At 45.1% G+C, this 24756-nt stretch carries 17 protein-coding genes; 7 read left to right on the top strand and 10 right to left on the bottom strand.

The window, feature by feature from the left end:
- Positions 1-48: 48 nt before the first annotated feature.
- The 5 genes from DXN04_RS05440 (at position 49) to DXN04_RS05420 (ending at position 12625) form a co-directional block, all read left to right on the top strand.
- Positions 49-2616, top strand: a complete 2568-nt coding sequence (locus tag DXN04_RS05440; RefSeq protein ID WP_116852263.1) for a discoidin domain-containing protein — start codon at positions 49-51, stop codon at positions 2614-2616.
- Positions 2617-2730: 114 nt separating this feature from the next.
- On the top strand, positions 2731-4332 hold the full coding sequence (locus DXN04_RS05435) for a hypothetical protein (RefSeq protein ID WP_116852262.1): 1602 nt from the start codon (positions 2731-2733) through the stop codon (positions 4330-4332).
- A 145-nt stretch (positions 4333-4477) separates the two neighbouring features.
- Positions 4478-6895, top strand: a complete 2418-nt coding sequence (locus DXN04_RS05430) for a hypothetical protein (RefSeq protein ID WP_147319841.1) — start codon at positions 4478-4480, stop codon at positions 6893-6895.
- A 4-nt stretch (positions 6896-6899) separates the two neighbouring features.
- Positions 6900-11351: a TonB-dependent receptor plug domain-containing protein gene (locus DXN04_RS05425; RefSeq protein WP_116852260.1), complete on the top strand. Its 4452-nt coding sequence runs from the start codon at positions 6900-6902 to the stop codon at positions 11349-11351.
- Positions 11352-11464: 113 nt separating this feature from the next.
- The gene (locus DXN04_RS05420; RefSeq protein ID WP_116852259.1) at positions 11465-12625 is read left to right on the top strand and encodes a threonine synthase; all 1161 of its coding nucleotides are present in this window, start codon (positions 11465-11467) and stop codon (positions 12623-12625) included.
- Here the strand turns inward: DXN04_RS05420 and DXN04_RS05415 are convergent.
- Both DXN04_RS05415 and DXN04_RS34730 read right to left on the bottom strand, forming a co-directional pair.
- Positions 12620-13147 carry a TlpA family protein disulfide reductase gene (locus DXN04_RS05415; RefSeq protein WP_116852258.1) on the bottom strand — a complete coding sequence of 176 codons (528 nt, stop codon included), beginning with the start codon at positions 13145-13147 and terminating at the stop codon, positions 12620-12622. The genes DXN04_RS05420 and DXN04_RS05415 overlap by 6 nt on opposite strands.
- The gene (locus DXN04_RS34730; protein ID WP_158568855.1) at positions 13144-13347 is read right to left on the bottom strand and encodes a hypothetical protein; all 204 of its coding nucleotides are present in this window, start codon (positions 13345-13347) and stop codon (positions 13144-13146) included. Before DXN04_RS34730 ends, DXN04_RS05415 begins: the two co-directional genes overlap by 4 nt.
- 40 nt (positions 13348-13387) lie before the next feature.
- Between DXN04_RS34730 and DXN04_RS05410 the strand changes: the two genes are divergently transcribed.
- Together DXN04_RS05410 and DXN04_RS05405 are read left to right on the top strand one after the other, a co-directional pair.
- The gene (locus DXN04_RS05410; RefSeq protein WP_158568853.1) at positions 13388-13771 is read left to right on the top strand and encodes a helix-turn-helix domain-containing protein; all 384 of its coding nucleotides are present in this window, start codon (positions 13388-13390) and stop codon (positions 13769-13771) included.
- 55 nt (positions 13772-13826) lie between these two features.
- Positions 13827-14588 carry an SDR family NAD(P)-dependent oxidoreductase gene (locus DXN04_RS05405; protein WP_116852256.1) on the top strand — a complete coding sequence of 254 codons (762 nt, stop codon included), beginning with the start codon at positions 13827-13829 and terminating at the stop codon, positions 14586-14588.
- A gap of 85 nt (positions 14589-14673) precedes the next feature.
- On the opposite strand, the gene DXN04_RS05400 is transcribed toward DXN04_RS05405, so the two are convergent.
- From DXN04_RS05400 to DXN04_RS05365, 8 genes are all read right to left on the bottom strand, one after another.
- Positions 14674-15690 carry a cytochrome d ubiquinol oxidase subunit II gene (locus tag DXN04_RS05400; protein WP_116852255.1) on the bottom strand — a complete coding sequence of 339 codons (1017 nt, stop codon included), beginning with the start codon at positions 15688-15690 and terminating at the stop codon, positions 14674-14676.
- On the bottom strand, positions 15687-17009 hold the full coding sequence (locus tag DXN04_RS05395) for a cytochrome ubiquinol oxidase subunit I (RefSeq protein ID WP_116852254.1): 1323 nt from the start codon (positions 17007-17009) through the stop codon (positions 15687-15689). The genes DXN04_RS05400 and DXN04_RS05395 overlap by 4 nt, the downstream gene beginning before the upstream one ends.
- Positions 17010-17144: 135 nt before the next feature.
- Positions 17145-17954 carry a DUF4249 family protein gene (locus tag DXN04_RS05390; protein WP_116852253.1) on the bottom strand — a complete coding sequence of 270 codons (810 nt, stop codon included), beginning with the start codon at positions 17952-17954 and terminating at the stop codon, positions 17145-17147.
- 5 nt (positions 17955-17959) lie between these two features.
- Positions 17960-20281, bottom strand: coding sequence for a TonB-dependent receptor (locus tag DXN04_RS05385; protein ID WP_116852252.1), 2322 nt, complete (start codon positions 20279-20281; stop codon positions 17960-17962).
- A gap of 81 nt (positions 20282-20362) precedes the next feature.
- A complete protein-coding gene (locus tag DXN04_RS05380; protein ID WP_116852251.1) occupies positions 20363-21064 on the bottom strand; it encodes an ABC transporter ATP-binding protein in 702 nt (233 codons plus the stop codon).
- A gap of 11 nt (positions 21065-21075) precedes the next feature.
- Positions 21076-22314 (bottom strand): ABC transporter permease, encoded by a 1239-nt coding sequence (locus DXN04_RS05375; RefSeq protein ID WP_116852250.1) that lies wholly within the window; start codon positions 22312-22314, stop codon positions 21076-21078.
- Positions 22315-22317: 3 nt separating this feature from the next.
- Entirely contained in the window at positions 22318-23412 is a 1095-nt protein-coding gene (locus tag DXN04_RS05370) for an efflux RND transporter periplasmic adaptor subunit (RefSeq protein ID WP_116852249.1), read from the bottom strand.
- Positions 23409-24716, bottom strand: a complete 1308-nt coding sequence (locus tag DXN04_RS05365; protein ID WP_116852248.1) for a TolC family protein — start codon at positions 24714-24716, stop codon at positions 23409-23411. The genes DXN04_RS05370 and DXN04_RS05365 overlap by 4 nt, the downstream gene beginning before the upstream one ends.
- Between the last annotated feature and the right edge of the window lie 40 nt (positions 24717-24756).

Genomic DNA, 24756 nt, shown 5'->3' with positions numbered 1-24756 from the left:
TCATCATCTTTTTTATACTTTACCTATACAATATTAAAACAGGTCTCAATGAAAAAAGTCATGCTGAGTGCACTCCTATGCATATGGGGGGTGGTATTACATGCACAGGTCAAAGTTTTTAACAGGTATAATTATTATCTCACTGAAAAAGAGGGCAGTATCATCTGCATCTTGCCTGATCAGGGCAATTACAAACTGAATTTATCACTTCGTTCGGAAAAACTGGTGTCGGTTGCTAAAACAGAAGGGCAGCGGCTTTCTACTCAATTCAGCCTGCAGGCATTACCTGTTGGTACCAGTTCATTGCACTATGTATTGGAAAAAGGAACTACAACTGTTCAGCAAGGTGACATTAATATTATTAAACTGGCACCAAAGGCAAATGCAGTACAGATAGACCAGCTGACAGGCGGACTGATTGCCGATGGATTGCCCTTTTTCCCCTTTGGATTTTATTGCGGTCCTGCCGGCGACCTGCCTGAAAGGGAAGTAACGCATGGCTTCAATATGATCGGTGTATACCAGGATAACCTGCCCGAAGGAATGGCCGAACGCAGGCGATATATGGATCGTTGTGCACAGGTAGGTGTAAAGGTGCAGTATGGTGTAAACTCGCTTGTGGGCAGCGGGCACAATGGCGACAAGGGGCTGGATAAAACGGATGAAGAAAAACTTGCTATTTTGAAAAATGAAGTGCTGGCATTCAAAGATCATCCTGCATTATTATCTTATTATATCAATGACGAACCAGATGGACAGGGTCGTCCACCGGCTGTACTGGAAGCGGCTTACCGGCTGATCCGTGAGCTGGATCCCTATCATCCTGTCTCTATTGTATTTATGATGCCACAGAAAGCAAATGATTTCAGGAATACGATGGATATAGCGATGACTGACCCCTACCCTATCCCGGGACCTGCGGATAAAGTAATGGATGACCTGACACAGTATGCAAAAGCATATCAGTATGAGAAGTCTGTATGGCTGGTGCCCCAGGCATTTGGTGGGCAGGAAATGTGGAACAGGGAACCTACAGGTGCTGAGATCCGGTTGATGACCTACATGGGATTGATTGGTGGTGCCAGGGGTATTCAATATTATGTACATGCACCCGGCAATCTGAATCCACAATCAGTGTCTGCCTGGTCTGCAGCCAGTAATGTGGCAGTGGAGACAGCACAGATGAGCTCTTTCCTATTATCACCAGATCCTGCACCGGCAATCCATGCAGATGATCCGAAGATCCTTACAAAGGCATTCAGTTATCAGGGAAATACATTGTTGATAGCTGTGAATAATGAGAATAAACCCAAAGTATATACGCTTACAACAGGACTTCAACAGCGCGCCACTGCAGAGTGCTGGTTTGAAAACAGGGAAGTGACATTGGAGAATGGCGTATTACATGACATCATTGATGCCTATGGCACCCGGGTATATCTCATTCGTGCAAATGCAGCATCTGCAATCCCCGCGGATAATATGATCCTGAATCCAGGCTTTGAAAAGATTGTAAGCCCTGGCTTACCGATTGGCAGCAATGTAACAAGTACCAGTAATCGCAAGGCGGATATAGGCGCTTCATTCTTTGCAGATCCGCGTGAGCATGTAGAAGGCATGTTCAGTATGCGGCTGATTACTCCTGTGGATAGCGGAGGTAACAAAATAAGGCTGATACCAATGGTGATGACAAAGGGAAACAGCTATACCGTATCTATCATGGCTAAAGCTAAGGCACAGGAACACATGCCTACCTTCCGTATTGCCATCGATGCGATGGAGCAGGATCATACTTATACGCTGACACCTGAGTGGGAGGAATATAACTTTACGTTTCAGGCCCCGGCCTCTTCCACCAATGCTATCCTTTCCCTGGAACTGATTAATCAGGGCACTGCCTGGTTCGACTTGCTGACGGCAAGTCCAGATCCGGTGATTACCTATAAAATTAATGGGGATCGTACTGCCACTGTTCAGATCAATACAAATTCCAATAAAGAGATCAGGTATGCTGAGAACAAGTTGCCGGATGCACAGTCAACTTTATATACAAAACCTTTTCCTGTTCATGTGGCAGGCAATATTTCAGCTGGTATTTTTGACCATGGCAGGCAGATAGCAGGCTCCGGGATCTTTGTACCTGTGAACCTGGCTTTGGGTAAGAAGGTTACCATTGCGCAAGCCTATGCGCCTCAGTATGCAGCGGCTGGCGACAGCACACTGACCGATGGCACAATGGGTACCACTGCTTTCAAGTGTGGTAAATGGCTGGGATTCAGCGGCAAAGACCTGGATGCTACAGTAGATATGGGAAATGCTACTCCGATAAAGAGGGTCACAGCCAGTTTTCTTTGTGATCCTAACAGCGGAATTTTCCTGCCCAAAGAAGTAAGGGTATATACTTCCAAAGACGGGAAAAATTTTAAACTTGCCGGTAAAGTCTATAATAATAAGAACGTACGTGGAGAACCTTATTTGCAACAATTTAGCATTCCTGTGAAGGGAAATGCGCGGTATGTGCGGGTTACCGGAAAAGCCTTCGGGGCAATACCGGAGGGATATCTCTTCGTTGGGTCTACCTCCTGGTTGTTTACCGACGAAATCCTTGTACAGTAAGTCTTTTAGAAACGCTTCTGCTTCACGTAGAAGCGTTTTTGTTTTATCCAAAATCAAACCCATACATATTAAATAAAACTATCTATCTTTGCCCTGTCATATACCTATGAAACAATGAAGAAATCTTTCCTGATTACGCTGTTCGTAATACTGCAGGGTGCTGTTACAGCATTTGCACAACTCACTACCGTAGCACAGAGCCCTCTTTTCAAAGAACCGGTAGCTGGCTATGCCCGTATTTTACACATGAAAAACGGGTCGACTGTTTTCCTGCAAATTACTTCCAGGGATGGCTTATATGTAGATATCTATGATGAGGACAATAAACCGAAAGCACAGACTCACCTGAGCACCAACTTTGGTACCCTCCTTGGCAGTTGTGTAAATGCGGTGTTCGAATCCAACAATGATATTACCTTGTTTATCTCAGAGGTGGAATCCAGGCAACCTGTATTATACCGCATCGTCATCGATGGCAAAACAGGAAATATCAAGAGAGATGAGAAACTATCGACGACGAATCGCTATGCTTACTTTGCACAGCCGTTTATTACCCAGTATGAACCTGTGACTTCTTTCTTTGTACGCAAGGATCCAAACAGTGAAAACTATGCGCTGGTGGTACTACACAACAATGATCGTTCTGTAAGCGGCAACCTGGAAGTGATCTGGTATACCGGTGCTCATAAGGAAATTTCAAGGGTTTATTACGCTAACAGTGATGCGCGCTATAAAAATATCAATTACCTGGATATGGTTGTGCTGGGCGATGAAAAGGTATGTCTCTTTGCACATATTTATAACCAGACTGAGGTAGGTGATAAAAAAGGTCAGCTGATCATGGCAACCCTGAGCAAAACTACTGATACACTGACCCTCAGCAAACTGAATATTGGCGTTAAAAAAGTGATCGATAGTGGCCTGGTGAAATATAACCCGGTTACCAGGAAGATCTTGTTTATCGGTTATGCACATGCAGAAGCCGGGGATGAGGAGAAGTATGCCGGGATCTGTGGCTTTGTAGATCCTACCCGCGAAACACCTGATCAGGAAATCGATATTTATCCGGCGAAGGCCAATGAAAAAACGCAGGCGCTTGCCGGCAGGAACTACACCGGTATGCCACAGAACGTATTTTTACACAGCGATGGCGGCTTTTCTATCGTATATGAAGAACTGACCCGCAAACAGGTTAAACCGCTTAATTCAGCCTCCTATGTGTATTGTATCAAGGACTGGCTGGCGGTAGGATCATTTGACCAGAATGGACAGCCACAATATACCTGTGTGATTCCAAGACATGCTGAGCTGCGTAACTGGGAGATCTCAGCCTTCAATACAGAGAGGGTGTCCCGGAGTGCCCAACCGCTGATTAAGGGAGAGCAATACAGGGGCTATGCCTGCTTCCAGTATAAGGACAGGGTGTATGTGACCATGAATAATACAGATGAGAACATGAAGAAGGCGGCCAAGGGAAAAGCACTTGCTTTCCACAGCGTGCGGGATACAGATGGTTACTATTATATATGTGATGGCAATAATGAACTGCCTGAATATGCCCCGCTGTTTGGTTTGAATATAAATAAAGATGATGACGGCCATCCCCTGGTGATGGGTGTATCAGACTATGATGCCGATAAGGGTAGGTTTATTACCCTGAAAATGGATAAGAATACAGATCACAGAGGTGTAAGAGTCGTGTGGTTGCAGCCCTGATCATAATCAATGCCCAACTTGAGTTAAACTGCCTGTCTTTACGACAGGCAGTTTTTTTATGGGTATTTGAAAAGGTACAGAAATATTTTTTTCTACATTTATGCAATTCTGTTTTTTTGAGCATCATAACTCCAAACTGAATACCTTGAGATATTTTTTACTCTTGCTGTTTTTACCTGTTTTATCAACCGCCCAGACGAACGAGGATTATATCAGACTGGTAAAGAAGGCGGATACTTCGAGGAGGGTGTTTATTTTGCCACAGAGCAGTGCGAATAGGGATGTGAAGCGGGTGGAAGGGGATTTGAGGTATCCATTTTCTACAAAGAGAATTGCAGTTGTAGGCAACGAATTCGTTCTGCAGAATTACGTAAAGACATTATCATTTACCGGGACTTACGCCACCCTGGCATCTCTTAATTGGGCCAACCGGCAACCACGCCTGCAACAGGAATACGCGCAGGGTATAAACAATCAGTACATGGGACCTGAGACGGGTACCCTTTTCAGTTATGGGCCTGCCATCTCCACGCTGGAATATGACGGTAGCAATTATCCTTATGACCACAATGGCCAGCTAGTAGCTAAAGGAAGCGGAAACGGGAAAATAGCAAAGGCATATAATAATGGGATCTTAAGAACGGGAATGAGTCTCAGTAATGACTTTTTACTAAAGACGACCTACCTGCCACTGACTGGAAATCCCTGGTCGCTGGTACTAAAAGTCGGGCAGGAATATGATAAAAGTATTATCAGACCTAATAATAACCGGGAGCAAAAATTAGGGGTGGAGCTGGCACACCAGAAAAAAGACCTGCGTATTGTCTTCAATTATGATAATGTATCTGATCGTTTTGACTATAGTAACAGGAACGGTTTCTTAAACAGGGTGTACCAATATTCCCTGCTTACGCCCGTGAGTTTTCAGAATGCACAGGGTACAATGATTGGCAATACCCAGCGCAGTTACAGCAATGATGCTGACAACCCGCTCTTCCTGCTCCAGGATCATGAAAACGGTTATCGCCGGCACTCCCGGAATGCAAATATTAAAATTGAAAATAAGCCAGGCAGGGTTATCTATAGTATTATTACCACCTACCAGGGCGATGAGACCAATAGTACGGAAGCATATGCAGCGGGAACAACGGGATTCCCTGGAGGGAGCCTTGTGCAAAGACAACAGGAAGACGATCGCCTGCTGGCGAGGGGGAATCTAAGTTATTCGATGCCCCGGTTATTAGACAATAAAATGACTTCATCCCTTGAGCTGAATTATAATTATTCAAATCTGCATACACATCTCCGGTATCTGCATATGCCTCCGGAGTATAAATACAGCAGGAAAACCCATGAGCCAAATCTGGCGCTCCATTACCAATTTGATTTATCACCATGGAATATCTTCCTCCACCTGAATAATAAGGGATATTTCTCCAATACCAGCCGCAAAAAGGCATTCTGGTTACCCGGAGGAGCACTGGCCCTGACGAAGGATGTGTATATCAGGTACCATAGTACACTTTCAATTAGCCTCAGTTCCCATTACAGCCAGTTCAACAGCGAACTTCCTATCCAACAGTCTCAGGCAGCTCTTAATCTGCTGAACTATACGCTGACAACGCTTCCGGGCTTTCTTCCCATAAATGAGGTGAATAATTACACTGGCTTACAACCCATTCATCACAAGGAATGGGATCTTGAATTGTTTTTAAATTATAGTGGGTTTAATCTAAGCTTCTCTTACTTCAATCGGCAGACCCTTCATGATGTAGTTCCTGTTATCAGCGACAATACAATCATCTTAAAGAATATGGCCAGTCATATGAATAAGGGACTGGATATAACATTTACGCACAATGATATCCGTGTATTTGATAGAGAGGGGAAATTTAATACCAGGGTTTCATTTTCAACCAATAAACATGCTATTACCTCTGTAGAGAACGGCTTTAATTACACACCTACCGCAGGGCTCAGGGAGGTGCATACGGCGCTTGTATCAGGGGCTCCATCCAATGTGATAGTGGGCAGTGCTTATGTACGCGATGCCAATCACCAGATTGTGACAGATGCAAATGGTCAGCCAATGGTAGATCCGGAGCTGAAAGTGATTGGTAACCCTAATCCTAAATTCTGGCTGGCAATTTCCCATTACCTCTCTTACAAATCACTTGAACTGGGTGTGACCTGGCAGTGGAAAAACGGAGGCGAAAGATGGAATGGTACCGCAGCTATGCTTGATTATTACGGGCGATCCGCCAGCTCTGCTATCCAGCGAAAAGCAGAGAGTACACCCCAGGCTCCGGTAGCTGAAAATTATATACAGCGTGCAGACTATTTGCGGTTAAATAATGTATCTCTTTCCATGAAACGGAAATTCAAGGGATATGTGAACGAGTTTAAACTAACAGGTTTTGTCCGCAACGTGCTGATATGGACTCCTTATAAGGGAGTGGATCCGGCCCAGCCCCTGCTCGACCAGGGCAATACCACGGGTCTCGATTTGTTTAACCTGCCAGCCACTACTACTGCAGGTATTGAAGCCACCATTTCATTCTGAGATTATGAAAAGAACGATACTCTTCATTATATTGTTTTTCCTGCCACTCTCTGCACAGGCACAGGTGCCGGATTATGCGAACTCCAAAGAAAAAGTATATTTGCAAACCAACCACGTTTACTTTGAACCAGGAGATACCATCTACTATAAAGCATATGTGGTAGAAGCACAGTTGAACACGCCTACCCTGACCAGTACGATTCTCAATGTAGATATCATTAGCCCTTCCGGCAATGTATTGTCCCAGTTAAAACATCCCATTAATATAGGCTACAGTGAAGGCGGATATGTATTCAATGACAGTCTGCCCGGAGGAATTTACAAAATAAGGGCCTACACTACCTGGATGCAAAATGAGAAAGACAGCACCTGGTTCAGCAAATCGATCTATCTGCAAAGGGTAACGGCCCCCAGAATATTGGCTAGCCTGGATTTCATGGAAAAAGGATATGGCCCCGGCGATACCATCAAAGCAAAGTATGCAATCCGAACATTAGATAATAAACCATTGGCTCATTATACCGGCCAGTTCACAGTCAGCCTTGACGGGAAACAATATAAAACAGATAATTTCAAAACAGATACCGCCGGCAAGACTATTATCAGGGCTGTTTTACCTATGCACCTTCGTTCCAACGATGGCTTGCTCAATGTAACAGTTATTGCAGATGGATTTACGGAATCTATATCCAGGAGCATTCCAATTGAACTGAATAATATAGATCTGCAATTCATGCCGGAGGGAGGCACCCTGGTAGCAGGATGGCCGACTGTACTGGCATTTAAGGCGATCAATGAAAAGGGTAAACCTGTGGATGTAAAGGGCGTAATTACTGACGACAAAGGCAAAAGGATTGCCAACTTTGCCAGTTATCACGGTGGAATGGGCATATTGCCATTTACACCTGCTCTGGGCAGAAAATATACAGCAAATGTTGGCAATCAGCAATACCCGCTGCCACCAGCCACAGAAAACGGTATGATTTTGAACCTGCTGCATCGAAACGGGCAACTATATGCAAAGATTACTACAACCGCCGCTGAAGACATAACATTAACGGCTGCTATGCGCGAACATGTTTATTATACAACCACTGCCAGCCTTAACAAGGGTACACAATTAATCAAAATCGACACCGCAGATTTCCCTACCGGAATCGTTGTATTTACCCTGCGTAACAGCAGGCGTTTGAAAGTGGCAGAGCGGGTGGTCTTTATGAATAAACATCATGTATTGAAAGTACATATCACTACTGATAAATCCAGTTACCTGCCCAGGGAAAAAGTAAAAATGAACATCACAACTACTAATGCAGATGGCCAGCCTATTCCCTCAAACTTGTCTCTATCTGTCATTGATGACAAGCTGTGGACGATGGCTGATGACAAACAGGATCATATATTATCCTGGCTGTTGATGAGTAGTGAACTGAGAGGTAAAGTTGAAGAACCTCAGTTTTACTTTAAACAGGAGGAACCAAAGGCAGACAGTGCACTGGATATGCTGATGCTCACACAGGGTTATCGCTATTTTGCATTTACAGACATCGTGAATAGCGGTAACAGACTGACATTTACGCCAGACAGATTGAATATACTGAGCGGCCATGTGACTAATAAAAAAGGCACCCCAATAAAAACAAAACTCTATTTATTTAATATCAACAGGAAGCTGGGAGTAGAACAAATTACATCTAATACAGGTAATTTCTTTTTTTCTGACCTGGACCCCGGCACCGATTATCTGCTCCTTGCAGAAGGGGATAAGAAAGATTCACTCCTGATTAATATAACACAAAATGGAATAGGCTATAACAAACAGGAAGCTGGCATGTTCAAGCCATTAAAAACCGGCTTGAAAGAAGCCGTAGCCACCTATCCTTCCATGGTCATAAATGCACCAACATGGGCTGACAAAGCGACCCAGCTCAATGATGTGGTCGTAATAGGATATAGTGTAACCAGTAAAAGATATTCAACAAGTTCTATATCAACAATCAGTCAATCCTCAATTATTCCACCGAATGCAAATAATGTATTACTTGCATTGCAGGGAAAAGTAGCGGGCGTTGTTTTCAATCAGGCAAGCGGCAATCCAAGAGAGGGAGTATCAGTACAAATACGTGGACTCAACTCATTGGCAAAAGGAGAAGATCCTTTATATGTCATAGACGGCATTCCTTTTCAGGGCAACGCTCTTAATACAATCAATCCATCAGAGCTTATCAGTATTACCGTAATGAAAGGAGCCGATGCTACCGCCCTATATGGTTCAAGAGCAGCCGCAGGAGTGATCCTTTTTACGACTAATAGAAATCGAAACGCCGGAAGAGTCCATATTACTCTTAGTAAAACATATAATTATTCCATCAAAAATATAAGTACACCTGCTGCAAATTCCATCTTCAGCCAGGTGCCCGTCTTTTACACCCCCAAATACCTTTCCACTGAACCCGATACAAAAACTGATTTCAGAGAAACTATCTACTGGAACCCCACTATTCAAACAGACAGGTACGGTAATGCAAGTGTAGAATTTTATAATTCAGATGCCAATACGACTTTCAGAGCAATTACTGAAGGCATCGGGTATAATGGTGCTGTGGGCAGAACAGAATATACCTATGCAGTTCACGATATCGTAAGTGTTGATGCTAAGATCCCTCCCTACATCAATGTAGGTGATCATGTGCAGATCCCTGTTGTGCTGAAAAACTATAGCAATGAGAATGTGATTGCCCATTTACATGCTGTCTTTCCCCCTGGTGTCAACGGCGATACAGCAGTAAAAGAGATCGCCGTAGAAAAAAACGGGGTTGCCCAGGTATATATTTCTGCAAAGCCCTATTACGCAATGTCCGGTAATATCCGGATCAATGTAAATAGCCAGTCGCTTTTCTTACCATTTACCGCAGAAGAAAAGGCATTCCCTATCCACATCACTTTTTCCGGCAATCAATCAAAAGATACAACTTTCATTTTCTCTAATCCGGCTATGCCGCTTAATCCCAGCATTTCACTGGACTTGCAGACCATAACCGCACAAATCGCCGATGCCGTTCAAAGCATGCTTCGTCAACCACATGGTTGTTTTGAACAAACTTCGGGCAGTACCTATCCTAATATCTTCATCCTGCAGTTAATGCAACATGCAATCAAGCGTAACCCTGACATGGAGAGAAAAGCAAAAGAATATCTGCAGGAAGGATATGACAGGCTAATAAAATTTGAAACTGCCGAAAATGGCTTTGAATGGTTTGGAAGGTCTCCCGCACACGTAGCACTGACGGCTTATGGACTGCTGGAATTCACAGCGATGAAGGAGTTTATCGATGTAGACCCAAATATGCTGAACAGAACTGAAAAGTTCCTGTTAGATCATCGTGATGGCAAAGGGGGATTTATGCCTACGCCGGGAGGAAAGGAACAATTTCACGGTGTGCCTCCTGAGTTACTGAATGCATATATCGTGTATGCATTGTCTCAGGCAGGTGCTGGTAAAAATCTTCAACTGGAATATGCAAGCGCACTGAAAGGAGCCATCAACAGCAATGACGGCTATCAACTCAGTATTATGGCCCTGGCGGCTTACAATCTTCAGCAGACAGCAGATTTCAATGACCTCATGAACAGACTGGATAAATTATTCATAGACGGGAAATTATCATCCCGGACGAGTTTTGTCGCCTCCCTGGGCGTATCCCTATATGTTGAAACAATGTCCCTGTATGCTATGGCCTTGATGCGCGAGCCTGCACCCCGTAAGGCGCGGATTGCGCAAATCATATCCTATATACTAAGTAAAAAGAACGAGTATGGATTTGGGTCTACCCAGGGAACCGTTCAGGCACTTTCAGCACTGACAGCTTACTACAATATGGAAAAAACTACCGCTACCGATAGCAGCACTTTTACCTTGAATGGAAATATTGTAAAACCAGGGGAAAGGATTTCTTTAAATCATCTGTCAAAAGAAAATAAATTTTCTGTACGCTATACCGGCCAGGAAGGGCTTCCTTATACTTTCACCTGTGATTATTATTCAGAAACACCACCCAGCAGTACAAATGCATTGCTGAAACTACAAACTGTTTTAAATACGCATACGGTAAAGGTGGGTGAAACAGTGCGGATGAATATCAACGTCACTAATACCAGCCCTGAGGAGCAAGGTATGGCCATTGTAAAAGTCGGTATTCCGGGTGGCCTCTCCTGGCAACCATGGCAACTGAAAGAACTGATCGATAAGGAACAGGTAGCCTACTATGAGATCTTTGATAACTACCTGGTGTTCTATTGGAGAGGAATGAATGCAAAGGAGACGAAAAAGATTGCACTGGATCTGAAAGTGGATGTACCAGGTACTTACCAGGGTAAGGCGGGCGCGGGATACCTGTACTATCAGCCGGAGAATATTTGCTGGCAGGCAGGAGAAACAGTAGAAATTATTCCTTAAAAGAGGGAGGCTCAGGCCTTCCTCTTTTGTTTCAACGGCAGTCAATTTGCAGCCCTAAATCATATCTTTAGCCGGAAGATACACCATTGTTTCCCACACCCCCAATCAAGTCTATGCATATAACCCAACACAGCACCTCGCTTGCCACAGCTCTACAGTGCCCCCGTTGTGGCCGGTTATACAATATCGGAGATATACAATCCTATGCTACCTGCTGTAATCAACCGCTCTTTACCCGTTACAGGCTGGATCAACCCCTTCACCAGGCAGTAGATCTCAATGACCACAGCATCTGGCGATACAGCCGGCTCTTACCTGTTTTTGAAGACCAAAACATTGTTAGCCTGGGCGAAGGCGGCACACCACTTTATACCCTCCCTGCCCTCAGCCAGCAACACGAAGTGAACATCCGGCTGAAGGATGAAAGCGTGAACCCCACCGGCTCCTTTAAGGCCAGGGGGATCAGTGTGGCAGTCTCCAGGGCAAAGGAACTCGGCATCCACCATTGCATCATCCCTACTGCCGGTAATGCCGGCGGTGCCCTCAGCGCTTATTGTGCAAAAGCCGGCATGAAAGCAACCGTGATTATGCCCAGGCATACACCGCTCACTTTACAGACGGAATGCCGGATGTATGGTGCAGAACTCATGCTCGTAGATGGCCTGATTAGTGACTGTGGCCGGCGTGCACAGCAACTGGTAGCGCAAACAGGTGGTTTTGATATGTCTACCCTGAAAGAACCTTACCGGCTGGAAGGCAAGAAAACCATTGGTTATGAAATAGCGGAACAACTGCACTGGCAGTTGCCGGATGTGATCATCTACCCTACCGGCGGTGGAACAGGACTGATTGGAATGTGGAAAGCATTTGCAGAAATGAAGCAACTGGGCTGGCTGACAGGCAAGCTGCCGCGAATGGTGATTGTGCAGTCGGCAAACTGCGACCCGATGGTACAGTTATTTCAGCAAGGGCTGATTCCTGCGGACTTCAGTGCCTCACCTTCTATTGCCTATGGACTGGCGGTGCCGACACCATTTGCCAAGGACCTGATGATGGATGTATTGCAGCAAAGCAATGGCACTGCGCTGACAGTCACGGAGACAGAGATTACACTTGGTATGCGGCGTATTGCTACTACAGAAGGCTTGCTTTTATCTCCGGAAGGCTCTGCTACCTATATAGGCATGCAGCACCTCATTGCAGATGGATGGATTCAGGAAGGAGAAAATGTATTGTTGTTCAATACCGGATCCTGGTATAAGTACCGGTCATAATTTACTATCTATGAGCTTTACCAGCTTTTCGAACTCCGCTTCTTCATAGCCGAAGCTCTGGTAGATAATCTTACCCGCAGGATCAATTACGATATTTCTGGGAATACCGTTAGGTGCAAAAAGAGAGAAGATACTCCTGTCCAGGTCAGGCAACAGTGGAAACGTAAATCCCTTCTTCTCTTTAAAAGGATCCAGTTTCTCCCAACCCTCTTCCCTGCCAAAGACGATAAAAGCAAATTTGGGATTGTCTTTGTGCTTTTCCCAGATCTGCTTCTGGGCCAGTGGTAATTCCTGGTTGCAGGGAGGGCACCAGGTAGCAAAGAAGTTAATCAGCACGTATTTACCTTTATAATCTTTGATATTGGCTTTTTTGCCCTTTTCTATCTCAAAGGAAAAGGAGGGTACCTGCTGACCAATAATGGTGCGGAAATCACTGATAGGAGGATCTGCTTGCTGAGTTTGCTGGCCGTAGGTATGGAGGGAGAAAATTCCTGCAATCAGGAAAAGAAAAGCATATTTCATGGTCGGTTCTTTGTTGCTTTGCGTACGGTAGCAGTAAAATCAATGGTCTTTTTCTGCCCGTTTACATAGGCAACCCTGAATTGTACCGGTTCACCGCTGGCGAGTGCGCCGGGATTATCTAAGATGGCATCGGACAGTGCTCTGGCAGCTTTGCCATTACGCAGAAAGGCCTGTCCGAGTTTACTGATCCTTGCTTTCATAATATCAAATATACGAAAAAAATGCCCTTACCTTTGCAGTATGCCTATCCCGGAAAAAATACTATCGCGCAAGGATGAAATCACCAGCCAGTTTATGCAACTGGTGGATGAACATGTCAGTGACCTGCTACATGGCCGGACTGAAATCCGTTTTAAACCAAGTGACTTCGCATCGCGCCTGCATATAGCGCCCATACATTTGACCAATACACTTAAGCTGACCTTAAATACCTCTCCCTGTGAGGTCATGGAGGACAGGATCGTACTGGAAGCACAGAAAATGCTGGACGAGACTGTACTCAGCGTAGCTGATATCGGCAACCTGTTAGGATTTCCGGAACCGACCAATTTCAACCGTTTCTTCAAAAATATGACAGGAATAACCCCGCTGCAATACCGCAAAAATAAAATTCTGAAGTATTGATCATTTTCGCCGGCCTGGTTGTTGATACCTTTGGTATACAAAAATCGAACACATCATGGCTAGTAACAAGATTGCATTTATCACCGGCGGTGGCCGTGGATTAGGGAAGGATATGGCGCTGAGCCTTGCTAAAAAGGGCGTGGATGTTATCCTTACATACAACAGTAACAAAACAGAAGCAGATGCGGTAGCAGCTGAGATCCGGGAAGCAGGACAGCGCGCAGCCGTATTACAATTGAACACCGGGATTGTCGGCTCCTTTGATACCTTTGTCACTTCATTTACAGCAATACTGAAAGATACTTTTCAGGCGACCCAATTCAACTATCTGATCAACAATGCAGGCATCGGATTGCATGCTACCTTCGCAGAAACTACCGAAGCACAATTTGACGAGATTATGAATATACATCTGAAAGGTCCATTTTTCCTTACACAGAAATTGCTGCCATTGCTGGCTGACGGAGGTGTAATCATCAATGTATCTTCAGGGCTGGCACGGTTCTCTATTCCGGGTAGTTCTGCCTATGCAGCAATGAAAGGTGCGATCGAGGTACTGACCCGCTACCAGGCGAAGGAACTGGGCAGCAGGGGGATCCGTGTAAATACGATTGCGCCGGGTGCCATACAGACAGATTTCGGTGGCGGTGCAGTGAGGGACAATGCGGATCTGAATAAAATGGTGGCTTCCAATACAGCACTGGGCAGAGCAGGTGTAGCAGAAGATATAGGTGCTGTGGTAGCATTCCTGTGCAGCGATGAAGCAAGATGGGTAAATGCCCAGCGTGTAGAGGCAAGTGGTGGTATGTTCCTGTAAGCGTTTTTCTGTTGAATTTTTTAAAGCAACGGTTATTTTATAAAAAAAGAGAGAGGGGCTAATGTTGAATTAGCCCCTCTCCTTTTTAATGTTCTGCCACATCACTCCTCCTGAAACTATACAACAAATAAAATAAAGCCGGCAAAATCAATATGCTACCCAATAATAACGCCATGGCCAGTGAATGAATCGTTTTCTCCTGCCCGGCATGCTCCAGCAATGACAAATACCTGCCACCTTTCAGGATCACAATATTTGGATAATGCCGGATCGTAATTGCCAACAGGATCATCGTTACCTGAAAACCGGCCAGCACACGGATGATTATTATTTTTCCCTTTTTCAGGAGCAGGTACCATAACATTCCAAGTGATACTACTGCCGCAATAATTGCAATGATACCAATAGGATTATCAAACATCCATTTATCCAAAGGAATACCTTCTGCATGTGCCGCCCAGAATACCAATGCCCCGAATACTGCTGCCGCCAGGTTCATTTGCTTGGCCTTCCTGATAAATCTTACACGGCTGTTGTCGTCATTCGTTTCCCCTATGATGAAAATAGCAGCAAGGTAACCGCAGATCGCTACGGTGAAAAATCCGACTGTTACTGAAAACCAGTTCAGCCAGGGATAGACATATGCATTGAGAAAATCATTTGCATCCGGATCTATTCTGCCAGATACCGCACTGCCTGCTATTACACCCAAAAAGAACGGTGTAACGAAACTGGAGTAGACAAAGATGCGGTTATACACCTTTTGCATGTTATCTTTCACCGCATCATAGTGCCGGAAAGTAAAGGCGGTACCACGGGCAATAATACCAAACAGCATTATGACCAATGGTATATGCAAATGTGTAGATACAGTCGTATAGATTTCCGGAAATCCCACAAACAATACCACGATGGCAATGATCAGCCACATATGGTTGGCTTCCCAGATAGGCCCGATGGCCTGGTACATGGTATTGCGGGTATATGCCTTGTTCTTTTCTGATGTAAACAGTTCTATGATCCCTGCACCGAAATCAGCTCCTCCTAACAATATATACAACAGGATGGCAGCCCATAAATAAGCCATTACTACAAATATCATAATGAAGGAGTTTGAATATCATAAATCTCAGGTACCATACGGATCTGCCTGTACAACAGGAATGTCACGATCAGTGACAATGATATATACACTGCTGTAAAGATGTAGAAAGAATAAGCGATGCCCGGCATTGGTGTCACGGCATCCGCTGTGCGCATTACCCCATTGATAATCCAGGGTTGCCGGCCTACTTCCGTTACAGTCCATCCGGCTTCCACTGCAATGAATCCCATCGGCGTGGCAATCACGAATAACCTTAGCAGCCAGGGCATCCGGAGCCAGCTCTTTTTCCTGATAAGGGCAACGAAATAACAGAGTGCTATGCCCAGCATGATCATTCCCAGGCCGACCATGATCTGGAAGGCATAATGGGTGATGGCCACCGGTGGCTGGTCATTTTCAGGGATCTGATCCAGACCTTTCACAGGTGTATGAAAATCACTATAAACCATGAAGCTCAGTAAACCGGGTATTTCCACCCCGTATTTCACTTCTTTTGCCACCGGGTCGGGGATCCCTCCTATGACTAAAGGAGACGCTGCTTCGGTCTTAAAATGTGCTTCCATGGCTGCCAGCTTTGCAGGTTGTCTGCGGGCTACGTCCTTTGCCGAGATATCCCCACTCAGGGGCTGTAATACTGCTGCTATACAGGCAAATAATGCTGGGATCCTGAACGCAGTAGTATGAAAAGCGATGTTCCTTCTTCTTAAGATCATGAGCGCATGAATGCCGGCTACTGCAAAACCCGTAGCAGCAAATGCAGCAATACACATGTGCAGGGCCTGGGAAAACCAGGCATCGTTGAACATGGCTTTGATTGGATCTATATTCAGGTATTGACCGTTCACGAAATCAAATCCGGCAGGACTGTTCATCCAGGCATTGGCTGCTACTACCAGGATCCCGGATACAAGACCACTGATACCTACTACGACACCGGTAATCCAGTGGAACCACTGGTTAAAGCGCCCCCAGCCATAAAGGAAGAAGCCCAGGGCGATTGCCTCGATGAAGAAGGCTGTACCTTCCAGTGAAAAGGGCATCCCGAAGATAGGTCCTGCATGCTTCATGAATTCAGGCCACAGAAGACCGAGTTCAAATGACAATACAGTGCCGGATACCGCCCCGGTAGCAAAAAAGATAGCTACGCCCTTGCTCCAGGCACGGGTGATGTTTTTATAGATATCATTGCCAGTTCGGATATAAAGGAAGTGAGCGACGGCCATAAAAAATGGCATGACCATGCCTATACAGGAGAAGACAATATGAAAACCTAACGATAAAGCCATTTGTGATCTGGCTGCTAGAAAATCGTTCATTGGCGCGATGAATTATTACGGGGTCAAAGCTACTAAATCTACATTACGGGAGGATGATAAAAGTCATGTTAAAAATGGTAGTTTTTAGGGTTATTTATTGATTTAATGCCGTCACTTTAGTGACGGCTACTATTATTAATCCGCAATAATCGTCCTTGTCTGCACACTATGTGCACTAAAATACCCTAATGCCCCCCCTTTTATATTCGTCACCGGATTGGCCGGCGTAGCACTCCCTCCCTCTCCGGTAGCTCCTGCATCCAGGCTGTACCAGTACTTATACACCGCAGCATCTATACATTGCATCTCTATACTTATGGTATCGCCTGTCTTTATCTGCTTACTGTCGTCATCACTATCACTACTAAACGATACCAGTTGTATACTCAAATTCCTTCCATCTGTATTATCATCATTCCTTACAAAAATCGTCCCCTCCTTTAACTTGTTTCGCCACTCTATAAAATGATATGAATTACCCTTTCCCTCCGGATCCGTATAATACACTGCCGGCACTCTCCTCGTTTTCCCAAACACAACCCTGTCCTGCAATGCCAGGCTATCAAAATACACCTCATGCGGCATCGTAGACTCCGCCCTGAACGTGTCCGTACCTACCTGCACATACATACTATAAGTATGCCCTATCATCCCTTTAAAACCCGTGGTAGTATACACTCCCTTACTGGCGGAAGATTCGGTCAATACATATTCAGTCGCACCATCCGCTATAATTTTCACCGTCGCGCCACTTATACCTTCAAAGGAATTTTCATCATCAATATTCATCGTCTGGGAAATGCTCACCCTCACGCCATTCACAGCATCTGTAACATAGCCCTCCACCACATACTTTTTGTCCGCCGTATTCAAATTAATATCTATCACCTTCTGGCAGGCGCAAAAACAGGAAATTATTATCACGATATACAACAACTGCTTCATTTACATTAGAATTTAAAGTTGTATGAAATAGAAGGTACGAACCTAAACAGTGAGGTTCTTACAGCCTCCGTCTTATTCATGTCATCCTTATTCTGCCTGAATGTAATGGTATACGCATTTTCCCTGCCATACGCATTATACAAACTAAATGACAATTCTGATGAATAGCGGCCCCTTTTCCGCAACTGCTTTGTCGCCCCCAGATCCAGCCTATGATAAGCCGGCATGCGATAGCCATTCCGCTCTGTATAGTAATAATACACCGTATTGTTAATCATGTATTTTCCACTGGGAAAGGTGACAGCATCTCCTGTATAATATACCCAGCTTGCACTCAGGGACCATTTCTCATTCAACTGGTACATGCCCACTACTGCTATATCATGGGTCCTGTCCTGGCGGGCATTATACCATTTCCCTTCATTTATTCCATCTATCTTCCTTTCTGTTTTTGATAAGGTATAACTTACCCAACCTGAAAATCTGCCTGCTTTCTTTTTCATCAACCACTCTATGCCATATGCACGGCCTTTTCCAAAAAGCAATTGTGTTTCTATCGCATCATTATTCAGCACATCTGCCCCATCCCTGTAGTCAATCTGGTGCTGCATGGTCTTATAGTATGTTTCTACTGTCAGCTCATATTTATTCCCTGCTATGTTTTTATAATAGCCCAATGATACCTGATCGGAGATTTCCGGCCTGATAATATTTGTATTCGCTACCCAGCGGTCCGTAGGACTTGACGATGTACTATTAGATATCAGGTGCAGGTTCTGCACATTCCGGGCATAAGAAGCTTTTACCGAGGAGATGCCTGTGAGTTTATAACTCACTGCGAGGCGGGGCTCAAGGTTGATATAGGTCTTCACAAACTCACCACTTTTATAATGCAGGGTATCCAGGATATTCCCATCCTTATCTATATTAAAAAAGTCACCGGCACCCAGGATACTGAATGCGGTGAGGCGGGCACCATAAGACAGGTCCAGTTTGTCTGTCGCTTTCCATACATCTGATACATACACTGCATTCTCCCATGAATAGCGCTGCTGCAACTTCGATGAATTGAAATTAGATAACTGGGAAGAAGTGATTTCTCCCGGGCGCATGGTATGATAAATAGTGTTGAAACCAATACGCAGGTTATGCCGCTGGCTGACATAATACTGTAATTCTTCCTTCAGGTTCCAGTCGCGGATCTGGGAGAAGATATTCACATCGTTTGCGCCACTCTTCACATTGATTTTATAATCGTAATTACTAAAGATCAGGGAAGTGTTTGAAAACATCTTACTGCTAAAGATATGGTTCCACCTGAGGGTACCCGTTCCATTCCCCCATTTCAACCCAAAGTTATTACCCACTACAAGATTGTCCGCCCCAAAATACCCGGAGGCAAACAAGCGGTCCCGCTTGCCCAGCTGATAATTCAGCTTGGCGTTTAGGTCATAAAAATACAGGGTGTTATTCCTGATAGATGAGTCATTTGATAAACGCAGGAAGAGGTCCACATAGGTTCTCCTGGCAGATACAAGGAAAGAAGATTTATCCTTTTGCAAAGGGCCCTCAATATTTACTTTGGAAGAGATCAGGCCGATACCACCACTTACATTATAATCCTGGTTATTGCCGTCATTCATCTTAATATCCAGAACGGAAGACAGCCTGCCACCATATTGAGCGGGCATGCCTCCCTTGTATACCGTCAAATCCTTGATGGCATCAGAATTGAATGTAGAAAAGAAACCGAACAGATGGGAAGCATTATACACTGGTGCTTCATCCAGCAAAATGAGGTTCTGGTCCGCCGCTCCACCCCGTACATAGAAACCACTGTTGCCATCGCCGGCAGATTTAATACCTGGCAGTAACTGGATTGTTTTCAATACGTCCTTTTCCCCCAGAAGTACAGGCACATTCTTCATTTCCTTCGTTGTCAGCTGTTCCATGCCCATCTGGGGTGTACTTAGATTACGTTGCCTGGCATTCGCAGTAATCGTTACAGATTTCAATGATTGCGCCGCATCGTCCAGGGCAATATCCCTGGTCATAGGGGCTGTCAATACAATCTGTTTCTGCACCGGTTGCAGGCCCACAGTACTGAACTCTATGGTATAGGTACCTTCGGGCAGGGTGAGGGAATAAAAACCGTACTCATTGCTGACAGTACCGATAGATTGACCCGCTACGTGCACAGTAGCACCAATAATAGTTTCCCCGGTCTTCTTTGATCTGATGGTTCCGCTGATAGTAAACTTTGCCTGCGCCACCACTCCCAAACATGACAATAACAGGCAGCAGGCAATGATAAGAGACTTACTCATACTCATTGTTGTGGCAGTACTACCGCGTCCGGCAGCACCACCTATCGGGTTTTATTTTTAGAAGGCATCCTGTTGCAGCTCCTATTTCCCAAACTCTTTAGCGGTAGAAACAATTACACCATCCTGCATTTCAATTGTACGGTCAGAGCGTTCGGCGAAATCATTGTCATGCGTCACTGCTATGATCGTCTGGTTATATTCGTGCGCCAGTTGTTTAAATGTATCAAATACGATCTGTGAATTCTTTGAATCAAGGTTTCCTGTCGGCTCATCTCCCATTATGATCAGGGGATCATTGATAAGGGCCCTGGCAATAGCGACCCTTTGTTGCTGACCTCCGGATAGTTTGGAGGCCGGCTTTAATGCCTGATCCTGTAATCCCAACAAGGTCAGTTTCTGGTAAGCCCTCTCTTCTATTTCCTGCCTGGAATATTTTCCCAGTCGCAATGCCGGGATCATTACGTTCTTCAGACAGCTAAATTCGGGTAAAAGATAATGGAACTGAAATACAAATCCAATCTTCTCATTCCGCAGGGCAGCCAGCGAGTTCTGTTTTTGCCCGGTGGTTACCTGCCCATGGATATTCAGTTTCCCCTCATAATCAGTATCCATTGTGCTCAAAATATACAGTAAAGTGGATTTCCCACTCCCTGATTTACCCACCAATGTTACAAATTCTCCTCTATAAACTTTAAAAGAAATATCATTCAGTACTTTAAATTTTATCGGGTCGTAGAAATACTTTCCGATCTTTTCCGCTTCCAGCATGAGCTCTCTTTGCATAGTCGTAATTTTTACCGCCTGAAAATTGATACCGGGTCTACGTTTGCCGCCTTCTTTGCAGGAATATACCCCGCACCCAGGGTAACAATCAGTCCGAATAGAAGTCCCCTGAAGAACACAGACCATTCAAAACGAATAGGAAAATAACCAATATCCCCGCCCACATAGGTCCTGGATAGCTGGAAAACCAGCAGTGCTGCCAATATTACGCCGAGCAGGATCCCGATCATACCTATAATCATTGCCTGCTGCACAAAAATCCGGACCACATCGCGGCCCCTGAAGCCCATGGCTTTAAGAATGGCTATATCATTGATTTTCTGAGAGATAGTCATATTCAGGATATTGTAGATCCCAAAACCGGCTACCAGCAGTATGGACAGGGCAATCACGGTGATCATGATCCGGCGCATATTGCCAGCTGCTACCAGCGTGGCATTGGCCGCTTTCCAGTCCTCCGCCTTGTACCCGGTCAGGTCAGAAAATTTCGCTGAATAATTGGGCGCATTGTCCGGGTTTGTAACGGAAATATTGATATCGCTTACATAGTCAGGCCCCTCCTGCTGGAGTTGCTGGGCAGCACTGATATTAATGTATGACTTCGTCTTATCAATCTGGGAATTGTTGGACTGAAAGAGCCCGACTACCTTCATGACCCTGGTAACATTCCGGGAAGAGGTGATGCTGATATTATCCCCCGGCCGTACACTCATTTTGGCCGCTACCCCTACCCCTAACAGAATGCCATTGGGAGTATTCTTCAGGTCCTGGAGAGAGCCTTCTACCACCGTAGCGGCAATATTGAACATCTTATCAGCCTCGGCAATCCTCACACCGTATGAGCTACCTGTGATCTGCGATTTGCCATTATTGTAAAATACGCTGGAAGTCACCTGCGGGGTCACCAGGGTTACATCCGGTTGCTGCCGCAACAGGGAGATAATTCTCTCCGGGTCCACAATCTTATCACTTTCCGGTACTACACTTGGGTTGATGATGACTGGCACATTTTTACCTTTTGCCGGCAATAAGGGCAGGCTCATTACCTCATCCTTATATACCCTGATGTGCGCTGTACTTCTGAATACCAGCTCTGTCGATTTCTTGTCAAAGCCGACCATCATCGAGTTCATAAAGATGTAAATGGCAATCCCGATCGTCACCCCCAATGCCGCCACCAGGGTCAGCTTTTTCTTGGTGACGATGTAAGTCATGGAGATTTCGGAATTGATATTATGACGGTATCTCATCACTTATTTTTTTTCAGGTACCAGTTCGTCATTTTCTGTCAGGCCCCCTTTCACTTCTACCCAGTCATTGGATATGATACCCGTTTGAATGACTACAGGCCCCTTGCCTTTGATTGTTACCTTGTTGCCATAAGATAGAAAGCTACGCGGTATCACCAGTGCATTTTTCTTTTCGCCAACGATGATGTTGGCTTCCAGTTGTGTACCTATAATCCTGAAATCAAGGCTATCTGTGAAATATGCTTTTACAATAAAAGACTGACTGGCAGATTCAAAAGAAGGCAGGATCTCATGTACAGTGCCCTTATAAGTATGTTCTTTGTTTGTATTCAGCTGGATGACGGCTTCCTCTCCTACCTTTACCCTTGCCATATTGGTTTCATCCACATTCAGGCGGGCGTAGATCAGTTGAGGATTGGCTATGACAGCGATGACATCGCCTTTACGTACATAATCGCCCAGTTGCTTCTTCTTTTCGTAGATCTGTCCGCTGATGACTGCTTTGATCTGGTTTTGTTCTTTGATTACCCGGTTCACTTCACTCATGGAACGTTGTGTTACTTCCTGTTGTCTGGCGGCAACTAATTGGGTGTTATACTGATCTTCCAGGGCTTTCAGGTTAGCCTGTGAGGTAGCCAGGGTCAACTGGGTATTTTCATATTCCAGTTTAGATACGCTGTTGCTTTCCATCAGGCGCTTGTACCTGTCGGCCTGCAACTGATCCAGGCGCAGCTTTTCTTTGGCAGCAGTGATGTTTGCACTGATTTGCTGCAGGGCAGGTGCAGAAGGCAGGGTATTTTCTCTTGCAATGTTGTGAAGGGTGCCTGCACTTTGCGCGTTAATGATGTTCTGGCTATTGTCAATGACAGCCAGTAGCTGACCGGCATTCACCTGGTCCCCTTCTTTAAAATCCAGTTTGATAAGATAACCATCTGTTTGTGCAGTGAGGTTATTCTGATCATCGGCTTCCAGCACGCCAGAAGCAAAGACCATTTCAGTCAGATCTTTGCGTTCCGGTTTGACAGGGGCGGTTTTCTGACCACAGGCAGAGAAGATCAGGCATGCAGAGAGGATCCCAATAGTTTGCTGTATGTTCATTTGACAATATTATTAATCATGATCTTGGATTTTGCATAGTCGCTGCCGGCCTGTTGGGCCACGGCATTCAGACTGTTATTCAGCCAGTCGTTAAAGGCGGTAAAAAGGTCAGTAGCAGAGAGAATCCCTTCTTTATAGATATTCAGGTTCTTGTAGTAAGAATCTTCCTTTAAAGCGGCTATTTCACCTGCCAGACGGGCACTTTTGAAAGCCTTCTGGTACTCCAGCTGCAATTGCTGATTGTTCACACTATCCTGGCGCGCTGCATGCTCAAAATTGTTTTTTGCCACAGCGAGATTGATACGATCATAGCGCACGGCAGCAACCTTGCCCACATCCGGGAAGATAGGGATGACCAGTTTTACACCTACATAGTTACTATTGATCCATCTGCTGCCATCGAAAGGATGGTTGTTGGTATTCTGCTGCCATCCCAGGCTGCTGAAGAGCATGACCGTTGGCATAAACCAACGTTTATTGGCACGGAGGTCTGCTTCCTGGAATTTCATCTGCCACTCGGATTGTAACTGTGTCAGGTAGCCCGTAGCAGTAAGACTGGCATCGAAATTAGCCGGAGCTGCGGCTTCCTCAATACGGATGGGTATATTCGGATCTATATCGCAGAGTAGTTTCAGGCTACTGTACTGCTCTTCCAGGTTTACTTCCAGCTGTTGCAGTTTATCCTGTATAGACAACTGATTGGCTTTTGCATTGTTTACATCCTGCTGGCGGGCTATACCTTCCTGTTGCTTGTTCACCATAATGGTGGTAAGTGTATCCGCATTATCAAGGCTATTCTTCGTCACTTTGATCTGCCATTGATACGAGAGTATATTATAATAAGCTGCTGCTACACTTTCATAGAGGCTTTTCTTATTCAGCAGGTTAGTGGCATTCGTGACCTGTTCGCTGGCACGGGCAGTTCTTACCTGCGCCATAGCAAAGGGATTGAGGATGTCAATCTGGGGAGCGAAAGTAGCGGCGGTCACGTATTGCTGACCAAAGGTCACCTGCCTGTAAGTACCGGCAGGGCCACCGAAAATTTCCGCAGGTATAAAGGTGACACCTAATTTAGTATTGTCAGTGCTTGTCAGGTTCGCATCGCCCTTGATTTTCCACTTATCCAGTTTCGCAGCCAGGGTTTGATACTTATTCATCAGCACCTGCTGGGTGGCGTTTTTGAATGTGACACTATGCGCATCAGCATAGGCAAAGACTTCATTGAGCGAGCGAAAGGATAAGGTACCCTGGGCTGCTGCTGAAAGACTACTGCTGATGAGAAAAATTATAAAAAACTGGCGCATCAGGAATTTGTTTACGAAAGCAAATATTCAAAACAAACAG

Origin of the sequence: Chitinophaga silvisoli (assembly GCF_003412465.1) — a bacterium.
GTDB classification, from domain to species: Bacteria; Bacteroidota; Bacteroidia; order Chitinophagales; family Chitinophagaceae; genus Chitinophaga; species Chitinophaga silvisoli.
Note: the sequence above shows the minus strand (reverse complement) of the source record. Positions and strands in the feature narration are given on the sequence as shown.

What these genes read in the sequence shown, in the direction of transcription:
- DXN04_RS05440 (WP_116852263.1), top strand. Translation starts at nt 49, where the DNA reads ATGAAAAAAGTCATGCTGAGTGCACTCCTATGCATATGGGGGGTGGTA.
- DXN04_RS05435 (WP_116852262.1), top strand. Translation starts at nt 2,731, where the DNA reads ATGAAGAAATCTTTCCTGATTACGCTGTTCGTAATACTGCAGGGTGCT.
- DXN04_RS05425 (WP_116852260.1), top strand. Translation starts at nt 6,900, where the DNA reads ATGAAAAGAACGATACTCTTCATTATATTGTTTTTCCTGCCACTCTCT.
- DXN04_RS05420 (WP_116852259.1), top strand. Translation starts at nt 11,465, where the DNA reads ATGCATATAACCCAACACAGCACCTCGCTTGCCACAGCTCTACAGTGC.
- DXN04_RS05415 (WP_116852258.1), bottom strand. Translation starts at nt 13,147, where the DNA reads ATGAAATATGCTTTTCTTTTCCTGATTGCAGGAATTTTCTCCCTCCAT.
- DXN04_RS34730 (WP_158568855.1), bottom strand. Translation starts at nt 13,347, where the DNA reads ATGAAAGCAAGGATCAGTAAACTCGGACAGGCCTTTCTGCGTAATGGC.
- DXN04_RS05410 (WP_158568853.1), top strand. Translation starts at nt 13,388, where the DNA reads ATGCCTATCCCGGAAAAAATACTATCGCGCAAGGATGAAATCACCAGC.
- DXN04_RS05405 (WP_116852256.1), top strand. Translation starts at nt 13,827, where the DNA reads ATGGCTAGTAACAAGATTGCATTTATCACCGGCGGTGGCCGTGGATTA.
- DXN04_RS05400 (WP_116852255.1), bottom strand. Translation starts at nt 15,690, where the DNA reads ATGATATTTGTAGTAATGGCTTATTTATGGGCTGCCATCCTGTTGTAT.
- DXN04_RS05395 (WP_116852254.1), bottom strand. Translation starts at nt 17,009, where the DNA reads ATGAACGATTTTCTAGCAGCCAGATCACAAATGGCTTTATCGTTAGGT.
- DXN04_RS05390 (WP_116852253.1), bottom strand. Translation starts at nt 17,954, where the DNA reads ATGAAGCAGTTGTTGTATATCGTGATAATAATTTCCTGTTTTTGCGCC.
- DXN04_RS05385 (WP_116852252.1), bottom strand. Translation starts at nt 20,281, where the DNA reads ATGAGTAAGTCTCTTATCATTGCCTGCTGCCTGTTATTGTCATGTTTG.
- DXN04_RS05380 (WP_116852251.1), bottom strand. Translation starts at nt 21,064, where the DNA reads ATGCAAAGAGAGCTCATGCTGGAAGCGGAAAAGATCGGAAAGTATTTC.
- DXN04_RS05375 (WP_116852250.1), bottom strand. Translation starts at nt 22,314, where the DNA reads ATGAGATACCGTCATAATATCAATTCCGAAATCTCCATGACTTACATC.
- DXN04_RS05370 (WP_116852249.1), bottom strand. Translation starts at nt 23,412, where the DNA reads ATGAACATACAGCAAACTATTGGGATCCTCTCTGCATGCCTGATCTTC.
- DXN04_RS05365 (WP_116852248.1), bottom strand. Translation starts at nt 24,716, where the DNA reads ATGCGCCAGTTTTTTATAATTTTTCTCATCAGCAGTAGTCTTTCAGCA.